Here is an 11268-nt window from a genome sequence, read left to right on the forward strand (position 1 = left end):
GTAACTGCGAGCAGAGGAGGGATTTAAAAAGGGGGATAAGGGGACGGCTTCGTAATTCAAGTCCCCTTGTCTCCCTTTTGAATAAAAAGAAATTTACAAATTTAATCAAGCTATTTTACAAATTTTAAAATTTCATTCTCTCCCAAGAATTGACTACTAAAATTTGGTTTCGCTTACAGCTTAGCTCAAATTTTAGAGCCGAAATTACTCGCTCATGAAATTTTAAAATTTACTAGAAATTTTCGTGTTATATTGTTGAATTTATTAATTACTTCTATGCGCTATATGGCTTTTTATTTGGATTTTAGGATCGTAAAAATTTATAAATTTCTCTAGCCCCGAGTGAGACAAAATGGGGCTAGAGTAGAGATTATTTTTTAGCTACAAGAGCGTTTTTTAGCACATCATCGATCGTGTCTACGGCGATGATCTTCATATCAGCTTTTACCTCGGCTGGGATATCGACAAGGTCGCGGTCATAGTTTTTACGAGGTATTAGAGCTGTTTTGATGCCAGCCTTGTGAGCGGCGATGAGCTTCTCTTTTAGCCCACCGATAGGTAAAACTCTGCCAGTTAGCGTGATCTCGCCTGTCATTGCGATGTCGTGTTTGACCTTTGTGTCAGTTAGTATCGATGCGATCGCTGTCGCCATTGTGATACCAGCGCTTGGACCGTCTTTTGGCACCGCGCCCTCTGGCACGTGTAAGTGAAGGTCGTAGCGTCTATAAACATCGCTGGCTTCTAGCTTGTGCTTGTCATCATCTAGTTTTGGCACGATAGCCATCGGCACTTTTAGCTTTTTGTTATCTATCAGCACTTTTACGACGCTAAATGCGATCTGAGCGCTCTCTTTCATCACGTCGCCTAGCTGGCCGGTGATCTGCATGTTGCCTTTGCCTTGGATCCTGATAGCCTCGATCCTTAGCACGTCGCCACCGACACTCGTCCACGCAAGGCCATTTACCAAGCCGATCTGATCTTTTTTATCCGCTGGCTCGATCTCATAGACCTTTTTCTCTAAAAACTCTTTTAAATTTTTAGCCGTGACGCTGATCTTGCCTTCATTCTTTTTGGTTAGGATATTTTTGGCGACTTTTCTTAGTATATCAGCGATCCTGCGGCGTAAATTTCGCACGCCACTCTCTCTTGTGTAGTCGCTAATTATTAGCTCAAGTGCCTCTTTGCTGATGCTCACATCGCTTGGTTTTAGTCCGTGCTTTTTAAGCTCTTGAGGCAAGAGATATTTTTTAGCGATCTCAAATTTCTCTTGTGGGGTGTATGAGCTAAGCTCGATAAACTCCATCCTGTCGCGAAGTGCGGCTGGTATCATGCTCACGTCATTTGCTGTGGCGATGAAGATGATCTTGCTAAGATCGATGTTGAAATTTAGGTAGTAGTCTCTAAATTTGTTATTTTGCTCTGGGTCTAAAATTTCAAGTAAAACCGCGGTCGGGTCGCCTCTGTAGCTTCTGCCAACCTTGTCGATCTCATCTAAGACAACCACTGGATTCATCTGCTTGGCTTCTATGAGCCCTTGCACGATGCGACCTGGCATAGCGCCTATATAGGTGCGGCGGTGGCCTCTTAGCTCGTTTACGTCCTCAAGTCCGCCAAGTGCGATCCTGACTAGCTCACGCTTTAGCGCCTTTGCGATCGAGTTTGCAAGGCTTGTTTTACCCACGCCTGGAGGTCCTGCAAAGCATAAAATGGCGCCGTTATTTACCTTTTCGCCCACACCTCTAAGCTCCAAAAGCTCACGCAATGCAAAATACTCCTCTATGCGCTCTTTTGGCTTCTCTAAGCTGTAATGGTCGGCATTTAGGTGCTTGCTTACTTCGGCGATAGATGACTTTTTCTTAGCTACATTTTCAAATGGAATTTCAAGTACCCAGTCAAGGTAGCTTTGCAAGGTGTTCGCGTCGGCTGAGTCTGGGTGCATGCGAGAGAGTTTGTCTATTTGTTTTTTGATCTCTTTATAGGCATCCTCAGCCATAAATTTCTTCTTCGCATCAAGCTTTTTGCGGTACTCCTCAAGCTCCTCTTCACGGCTCGTGTCCGCTCCAAGCTCAGCTTGAATTTGCTTTAGCTGCTCTTTTAAAAAGTACTCTTTGTTCGTCTTGTCGATCTTTGAGTGAACCTTATTTTTGATCTCTTTTTGAAGCTTGTTTGCCTCGATCTCTTCGATGACGTAGTCGATGAGCTTTAGTAGGCGCTGCTCTAAATTTTCTTCGACAAAAAAGCTATAAGCGATCTGTTTTTTTAGGCGAAGCGCGCTTGAGACTAGGTCGCAAACTCTGATCGCTTCAGCACTCTCTTCGATCGTTTTTAAAAGATCGGGCGGGAAAAAGTGGCTAAACTGCGAAAGCTCTCTTACTTTTTCTCGTAAAACTACGATGAGTGCGTCAGTTTTGACCTGTGATGGGCGCTTTACGTGGAGCATATCGACGATGCCGCGGAGTGGGTTTATACCTGATTGTTTTAAAATTTTACCTTTGTCTATGCCCTGAAATAGCACTTTTACGCGTCCATCAGGTAGCGGCACACGGCGCATTATCGTGCCGATCACGCCTGCGTCATATATGCCGTCAAAGTCTCTAGCGCCGTCTTGCTGGGGCTTTGTAGGCACGACAAGGATCGGTGTCTCTCCTTGTATGGCAAGCTCAAGCGCTTTTAAATTTTCTTCGTCGCTTAAAAAAAGCGGCGTTATCATAAATGGATATAAAAATAGCTCGTCTTCAACTATGATAGGGATCTCAGTTGGGAAGCCTTTGTTTTCGTTTATTTGCAAAATTTCTCCTATTCAAACAGTTTTCTATACCATGCCACGTCAGGTTTGATAAGGTCTGAGTTTTTAAACGGCGACTCTTCTAGCTTTTGCTCGTAAATTTTAGCCGAAACGTCACGGCCAGTTCTCTTGTAAAGATCTGCTATTTGCATATCTAAGAAGTAAAGAGCAAGTTTAAATTTGATAAGCATGGTCTCGATAAGCGGCTTATACTCTGTGTTTGGATACATATAAAGAAATTTCTCGATCTCAGTTACGCTATCCTCCATTAGCTTTTGGTTGCGGTTTGGCTGGGTAAATGAGTCAAAATTTGCTTTTATCTTTAGATACTGGGCAAATTCTGTTTTTGGGCCGTTATCGCCGTATCTTTTGATGTATTCATCAAGATAGTGATTTGCCATGAGATACTCTTCGTCATTTGCGTGAGCTTGAGCAAGGATGAGTAAAATTTGCTCCAAAAGTGGGCTTGCAACGTGCTCGCTAGCCATTGAAACGTAGTGTTTGTCAGCTGACTCCAGATCACCATCTTTTATGTCAGCGATGACTTGAGCGTACCACTCGTCTGGAGTTAGATTGTAAAGTTCGGTGTATTTTTCAGCACAACCACTAAAAAGCCCTAAAAGAGCTACGACTGCTAGAAATTTAGAAAATTTTTTCATGCTTTTCCTTAAAAATTTTAAATTCGCTTATTTTACATTTTTTGGCATTATTTTTGTATAAATTTTTTAAAACTATGCTAAAATAAGGCAATTTTACAAAACAGGAGTTAGTATGATTTTTAGTGTTAAAAGCCCTATTTTAGGCTTCGAGCATATCAAGACGATGGAACTTATTGAGCTCGATAAATTTTTTGTTAAGTTAGCAAGTAAAGATGACGAAACATCTTTTACAATGATAAATCCTTTCGCGTTAAGAAGTTATGAATTTGACATCCCAAGCTACTACGAAGAGCTTATGGACATTAAAGAGAGCTCACAACTTAGAATTTACAACATCATCGTAGTTGCCCTTCCACTTGAGAAATCAACCGTGAATTTCGTGGCTCCTATCGTTTGCAATATGGACAATATGACTTTATCTCAAGTAGTGCTTGACGTTACAAAATATCCACAATACGGACAAGCTGAAATGATAGAAAATTTCATACAAAAGCAGTAAAACATCTATAAAATCAATGATTGATTTGTTATTGTTATAAGGAGGGCATTTTCTTGCGTAGGATAGTATATCTACTCTGTTTTGTTGTTACATTTAGTTTTTCTGCAGTTAGAGAGTGCACACCAAGTGAAAAAATTTCTTTCGGTTGCAACCTCCCTCCACGTGGAAATATAAGCTATAAATGTATGATAGATGACGAAAAAGATAACTCTGGCTCTTCTAAAAATATCCCACATTGTATAAAAAAACTTGATAGAACATGGAGCATGTATACGACAAGTTTCTCTGGTGACGATGCTAATAATGGTGGCACTGCAAATGATGGATACTATCTTTATTCGTTTGTAACAGGCTATGATAGTCAAGGAAAGCCATTGATAGATGCGGAACCTTTAGTAGGAGCGTTAGATAATAATGCCAAAGATGGTATTACTATAAGAAAGATAGATGGCAAAAATATCACTAGGGTAAATGGAGATATGGCTGTTATTGGTGCAACGATCATGCTACCAAATGAATCACCTTATAATAAAGGATACAGCTTTAGTGGCGGAGCTGCATCTGGTCTTGTAAATAAAACTTTCATAAATAATGCAAATTTCCCTGCAAATAGCTCTAAAATTTGCCAAACTTATTTTAAATATTATCCAAACGATCCTTCTTATTGTCAAAATTCAGAGCAATCCACTTTTGATTTTAGTGAAAAAGTTAGCCATATTCAAAACCACCTAACAGGCAAAAACATAGTATATGCTAGGCTTTATTGGGCTGGAGCTATAACACAAAACTGGACTGTTCCTTACGATACAGCAAATAGTGGTATAAATTTTTATTCAAATGCGATGAAATTTTTAAAAGGCTACTCACAGATAGATTTTAAAGTCCCTGGTAAATCGCAAGTAATAACGATAGATGCTAAACCAGAAGATGTAAGATGGTTTGGTTCTTTTAGTGAGTATCGTCCAAAGTCAATGTCGTATGATGCTTTAATGGATGCGTCGTGGGTTCCTAATATTGGTCACCAATGGACACCGATTAAAGCTGGTATAACTTATCTTTATACAGCGAGTGCAGATGTGACGAAAGAGGTAAAAGAGAGTTTTGGTGAATCAAATGAAAGTAGGACATTTGCAGCTGGAAATATAAGAGCTACTTCTGTTGATGGGACTTGTGATTTTATAGATATAAATGATCCATATGTATATAACCGCTTTGGTGAGATTCGAGATTTAAATTGGTGTAGAAAAGGTGTGCTTTCATACTTTCTTGGGGAAAATGACAACGGCTACTGGGATCAATACTCTCCTTCACAATATGCTGGTTGGACTTTGCTTATCATATATGATTTTGATGATGAAACTGCCATAGAAAATAACATAGAACCAAAGATGATAACTATATATGATGGTCTTAAGATGTTGGCACCAGAGCCGATAAAAGAAAATAGCTCTCCGACTATTCATACTAATAGTTATGATATAAGTTTTGATGATATTTATATGCCAAGAAGTGGAAGTATGGATGCATCACTGACAGTTTTTGCCCTTGGTTCTAAGCGTGAAGTAGATGGAGAAAAGATACAGATACAAAAACCGTATTTGCCTTTTGATAATAATGGCAATAGCGATACGGTATATAATGTAAAAAGCCCGATAAATAATCAATTTAACTCGTCTTTTACAAAATTTGACAAACTGATGAACCCTGAGAGAATTTATAATAATCAGCTAGACCTAGATGTCTTTAATGTATCAAATTTTATGTATCCGGAACTAAGAAAAGTTAATATGAAATTTACAGTTGCCGAAAATAACTATGGTGGAGTAAATAGTGAGCCTATAAATTTAGCTCTTGTGGCTTTTTCTACTCGCGTGTATAGACCAAGTTTATGTTATATGGAAGATATTAGCTATAAAAAGCCAAATGAAGCAAGCTTTACACCACTGGTAAAAAACTCATCTATCAGCACAAATTTGCCAAAAGGCACTACTTTAAGAACTATCTTAAAGCTAACTAATCCTACAAATGAGTTGGCTCAAAATATTGCTTTAAAAGTAAAAATAGATCCAAGTCAGACATATGTTGAAAACTCATCAGCAGCGATAAAGATTACTGCAAATTCTTCTTTTTCTGAGAGTGATCCATATTATGGGAGGATCATTAGCGACAATACTGGCTTGCAAAGGATGAGTAATAATGCTTTAACATTTTTTGTCGGACATGGCGCAAATGCAGCTACAGGCGTAGGCGGTTCTCTAAATGCAAATTTTAGCAATTTTTCTTATATGGTTTTTGATACGAAACTTGATTCTAAATTTGCAGAAAATAGCTACAAAGCTACAATCGAAAATAGCACTATACAATTAAAGCCTTATGACACGTATATAAAAAAATGCGATCCTTATTCATACAATATAAAAATGGAAGAAGACGAACCAAATAATTTTTTACCAAGCACTAATCAAGACGATGGAAGCGGAAAAAATAAAAATAGGCTTCTTACGCAAATAATAGGAAAGCCTTTTAATGTATATATAACAAACTACGGAGAAGACGGTAGCAAAAAAGAGCCAAATTCTTTGGTCGGAGATGTAAAGGTAGAGCTAGTTAAGTCTTGCGATGATGATACAAGTTTATATACAGGAGAAGATAAAAACCTATATAAAAAAGATGATGTAAAATTTAATGGAAAAAGCGAGGTCTTACTAGAGGGCATCAAGGTAGATAAGGCATATAAGAGCCTTAAATTTAGAATTTCACATACCAGAGCCTCACAAGCCACTCCTGCGACACAGACCAAGATCGTAGCTTGCGAAAATTTAGATGACTTTGCTGTTAGACCTAGTTATTTTGCTGTATATGACACAGATTTAAATGCTGTTGTAAGAAAAAATCTCGACCTTGTAGGTGGAAAATCATACACAAACTACAAGCTCGCTGCTTTAACAAGTGATGACGTAATAGCAAAAGGCTATATAAATACGATAGATGGCATAAGCAATTCAAATGAAGTTGCCGGTCTTCATCCTATGAATTTAGTCGGTTGTGATGCTTCAGGGTTAGTGAGCGACAATAGATTAAAAGTTGTCTTTGATAAAGAGAATAAAGCTATCGGTAATATTTTTAGATTAAATTCTTCTGGGGCTGAAGAACCATTTTCGTTTTCTGATATAGGCAACGCATACTTTGAGATAAAAGATACAAGCTATACTAAAAATGATAAGCACGTCAGCCCAAGAGCAGATGACTGCGTGAGAGACTCAAGCGAGAATGACCCTAGTAAAGACCCAGATAACGAAGGTAGGGTTGGTTGCGATATGGCGATAAGACAAGGAAATAATATTTTATTTCAATTTAAGCCAGAAGATCTTGAGATAAGTAATCTAAAAATAATACCAAGCAATAGTGTTACCTATATCGATAGTAGTTATCATCAAAAGGTGAAAGTGACTTTTGACGTTGTAGCAAGACTATTTAACCGCGATACTGCAACTTTTTATAAAGACGGATGCTATGCTAATGTCACTAGTTTTGATATAGGACTTGATCAAGTGCCATTAAACTACACAGATAATGACGGAAACGCTGGCACGCTCGAAAAAGCAAATGATGAAATTTATTTCTTTCAAATACCTTTTTCAAGGACAAAAAAGCGCATTGGGCCAACTGCGACAAAAGGAATGTTCTACGTTGAAAAGAGTGCGTTTAAAGATGGTAAAGCGACTGCTGAAGTCTATTTTAACTTTGCTAGAAAGGTAAATCTTGCGAAAAATCCTTTCACAGTCTCAAGTGATGACTTTGGGTTTAAAAGCATAAGTGATGGAAAATTAGGCAGTGCGCCATATACAAAACCAAGCCCTAGCGAAAAAACATCTGCTAAACTTTACTATGGCAGGGTCTATGCTCCATATTATGAGGGTTCGTATCTAGGATTTATAGCGAAAATTTACTATGGAGCTTATTGTAATGGATGTGACAAAAATGAATATATGAAAGACCAAACAACTGGAGAGACATGGCAAGAATTTCCATCGGCTCCTTTTTGGTTTGTTAATCCACGCTATAGAGCAAGTATGCTTGCATTTTCAGATTTTAGTTTTACAAATAAAATTAGTGAAACCATTTTAAGAAATGATGTAAGTGCAGTTCAAGACGGCGTTCAAACTATCTTTATAAGCAATCCAAAAGCAGTCACTGATGTGGTTAAAATGCGTGCAAGAGAGTGGCAAATATATAATGAATTTGATAAAAATACAGTGACAAGCGACTTTAATGTGAGATTTCTCGTGCCAAATGGCGACTGGGCTGGCAAGACGCTAAAAAGTGGCTCAGATAAAGGCGACGTGGGAAATGTTGTAGGTGGCGAAAACAACTTTAACGATCTAAGTGATAAGACAAATAGGAGAATTTCTTGGTAAAAAGAGGTTTTTCTCTTATAGAGCTTATCCTCTCTATCATCGTCGTGGCGATCGTTAGCATCTCAATACCTCTGGTTTTAAAAACGACATCCGAGCTAAATCAAAAGGCTATTACACAAGAGAGCTTGATGAACGCTAAAACTTATATAGGACTTATTTTAAAAGCTCCTTTTAGTAATAGGATCATAAAAGCCTCAAACGTTAGTGCTAGTGCTGAGACAGCTTACTTCTTTCCTATCATCTTAAAGCCAGGTGATCAAAGAAATGAATTTTATAAGATAAACAAAATAACAGGCGATGGGCACAGAGTTTTTGCCTATGAAAACTCACCAGACCTTGAGCCACCTGATACATCGATAAGGTCGGTAGATTATTACAGCAAAAGAAATAAAAATTTAAACACGGCAAATCAAACTAGAGACTATATCGTCGGTTCAGAATATAACGCTACAATAAAAAATGGCAATGGAGACTTTAAGCCAAATTTACCACTAAAAAGCAGTGATGTAAAAGAGATAATTGTAACTGCTACTGCATATAAAAATGACACAAAACAAGAGACGACATCAGTGCTAAAAGCCTACGCTTTTAACCTAGGCGAGAGTGGCTCGCTAAATACGAAAGTGTGGAAATGAAAAGAGCCTTTACGCTCCTTGAGCTTATAATCGTCATAGTCATCCTTGGCATCATCGCTATGATGAGCTTTAATGCAATGATGAACATCTACTCAAACTACTTTCAAACAAGGACGGTAAATGAGCTCGAGACGCAAACGGAGATCGCGCTGGAGCAAATTTCAAAGAGGCTGGAGCACCGCATAAAGCCAAGTGTGATCGCTAGAAAACCTAGTGGAGGGTTTTTGTCACTAAATGATAGCAGGGTAAATTTAAATAGTGGCTATGAAATTTTAGAATTTATCCCTTATGCGTATGAAATTTTTAACGATGTGCCTTCTGGTAGTAGTAAAGCAGGCAGATATAGCGGCTATGTGGATCTTGCTAAGAGCTCGCCAGCAAGTGGTCTTATAAGTCCTGGAAGTAATTTTTCTACCGAAGTTGTTGAGACCATAAAAGATCTAACTTGCAAAGATGACACAAGAAATGCCACTTGTGTTGATTTTAAAGACAAAGATGGTGGCGTTGTAGCGATATTTTCTGATGTTTATTATGATGTGCAAAACTCTTTTGGGTATCAAGGTATTTTAAATTTAGACATAGCAAAAGTTGGTGTAAAAAGCACTGATGGCGATACTCTAGAAATTTCAGGATTTGCAAACAAACAAATTTCAGAGCAGTATCATCTAGCCTACACAGCAAATGCCATAGTGCCAGAGCAAAGCGCTGATCCAAAAGATACTGCAAATGGTGTCTTTGATCTAAATTTATACTACGACTATCGTCCATGGATGGGTCAGGGCTATAAAAACGGCGAAAAGGCAACCATTGCTAAAAATGTTACGAGATTTGTATTTATAGAAAAAAATGGCGTCATCGTGCTAAAACTTTGCATGAGGGCAAAAAACTCAGAGATAACCATCTGTAAGTCAAAGGCGGTTTATTGATGAGGCGAGGTTTTACACTCATTGCGGCGATATTTTTTGTAGTGATCGCAAGCTCTATTTGTATGCTGGCTCTTTCGATCGCTAGCACTTCAGTTAAGCAAAATAGTGAAATTTATCTAAGAGAGCAAAGCGAGCTAGTAGCTCGCGCAGCGACAGAATACGCCATGCTAGCTATCATAAGCAATGACTTTAGCACCACTTGTCTAGGGAATCAAAGCAAAAATGCAAGTGAAGACAATCCGATAGCTGGCGAATTTGGCGACCTCTTTACCTTTAAAGTATATGTAAAATACTTTGGCGATATGGGCATTTGCTCTGGTGACGCAGTGGCTGCTACTGGAGCAAATCAAGGCACAATAATGCTTGATGTCTTTGTCAGCTCAAAACCAGGAAAATCCTCAAATCCTATAAATTTTCACAAACGAACTCTTCAGAAACTTTAAAATTTTATAAAGATTTTACTTTAATTTGCTTTTAGTTTCGTCGTGTTATAATCATCCTACTTTCTATAAAGGAGATTGCGATGAACATAAGCATTGTAGGAAAACAATTTGAGCTAACAGAGCCTATCAAAAACTACATCCAAGACGCTTTTGACACCCTTGGCAAGTATAACCTTGACATCATCTCAGCAAGATGCGTAGTAGGAGCAGATGAAAAGCAAGGCAAAAAGGGCTTTAATGCAGAATTTTCTCTAAATATGGCACATAAAGACACGATAGTCGTTCGCCAAAAAGATAAAGATCTCTATGCAGCGATCGATCTTGCTATCGAAAAGGCTTCAAAAGTTTTAAGAAGAGAGCACGATAAGAAATTTACTGTAAAAGGTAAGGCTGATGATAAAGAATTTCGCTCTAGAATAGGCGAAGAAAAGATCGAAGGTGTCGAAGAGATCGTGCCTATGGAGCTTGAAATTTACAAACCTCTTGAGGTAGAAGAAGCACTTGATAAACTAAAATCAAGCGATAAACAATTTTATGTATTTAACGATGTCGATGCCAAAATGCGCGTCATCTACAAAAGAACAGACGGAACTTTTGGTCTTTACTAAAACATAGGGGCAGCTTTGCCCCTAAATTTGCTAATGATTTATCTTAACCATTATCTCTTCAAAATTTTTATAAATTTGTCATCCCGCTAAAGTAATATTTTTATAAAGTCAAGCTATCTTATAAAAATATCAATCAAAACTTAAATAATATTTTTTAGATATTGTTACATTTTTACACATTTAACATTAAAATTTTTAAACTCTTGCATAATCATAAAAAACTTGATATCTCAGCTATGAGTTGAATTTTTATCTTAAAGATATTATTAAGTGCATTATGTTTCTTATATAAATT

General features: G+C 37.8%; 8 protein-coding genes. 6 read left to right on the forward strand and 2 right to left on the reverse strand.

Going from position 1 to position 11268, the window contains the following annotated elements:
• Positions 1 to 370: 370 nt before the first annotated feature.
• Entirely contained in the window at positions 371 to 2788 is a 2418-nt protein-coding gene (gene lon, locus G6W41_RS07835; protein ID WP_103570318.1) for an endopeptidase La, read from the reverse strand.
• Between the two features lie 8 nt (positions 2789 to 2796).
• A complete protein-coding gene (locus tag G6W41_RS07840) occupies positions 2797 to 3444 on the reverse strand; it encodes an outer membrane protein assembly factor BamD (RefSeq protein ID WP_021084369.1) in 648 nt (215 codons plus the stop codon).
• A gap of 112 nt (positions 3445 to 3556) precedes the next feature.
• Here G6W41_RS07840 and fliW point away from each other — a divergent pair, with 112 nt between their 5' ends.
• From fliW to hpf, 6 genes are all read left to right on the forward strand, one after another.
• The gene (fliW, locus tag G6W41_RS07845) at positions 3557 to 3943 is read left to right on the forward strand and encodes a flagellar assembly protein FliW (protein ID WP_021087648.1); all 387 of its coding nucleotides are present in this window, start codon (positions 3557 to 3559) and stop codon (positions 3941 to 3943) included.
• A 53-nt stretch (positions 3944 to 3996) separates the two neighbouring features.
• Positions 3997 to 8361: a hypothetical protein gene (locus tag G6W41_RS07850; RefSeq protein ID WP_194171156.1), complete on the forward strand. Its 4365-nt coding sequence runs from the start codon at positions 3997 to 3999 to the stop codon at positions 8359 to 8361.
• Positions 8355 to 8996, forward strand: coding sequence for a type II secretion system protein (locus G6W41_RS07855; protein WP_103568605.1), 642 nt, complete (start codon positions 8355 to 8357; stop codon positions 8994 to 8996). The genes G6W41_RS07850 and G6W41_RS07855 overlap by 7 nt, the downstream gene beginning before the upstream one ends.
• Positions 8993 to 9922 (forward strand): prepilin-type N-terminal cleavage/methylation domain-containing protein, encoded by a 930-nt coding sequence (locus G6W41_RS07860; RefSeq protein ID WP_103568604.1) that lies wholly within the window; start codon positions 8993 to 8995, stop codon positions 9920 to 9922. The genes G6W41_RS07855 and G6W41_RS07860 overlap by 4 nt, the downstream gene beginning before the upstream one ends.
• Positions 9922 to 10365 (forward strand): hypothetical protein, encoded by a 444-nt coding sequence (locus tag G6W41_RS07865; RefSeq protein WP_194171157.1) that lies wholly within the window; start codon positions 9922 to 9924, stop codon positions 10363 to 10365. The genes G6W41_RS07860 and G6W41_RS07865 overlap by 1 nt, the downstream gene beginning before the upstream one ends.
• An 80-nt stretch (positions 10366 to 10445) precedes the next feature.
• Positions 10446 to 10973, forward strand: a complete 528-nt coding sequence (gene hpf / locus G6W41_RS07870) for a ribosome hibernation-promoting factor, HPF/YfiA family (protein ID WP_004317788.1) — start codon at positions 10446 to 10448, stop codon at positions 10971 to 10973.
• Positions 10974 to 11268 lie beyond the last annotated feature (295 nt).

Source organism: Campylobacter concisus (genome assembly GCF_015230035.1).
Taxonomy (GTDB): Bacteria; Campylobacterota; Campylobacteria; order Campylobacterales; family Campylobacteraceae; genus Campylobacter_A; species Campylobacter_A concisus_BK.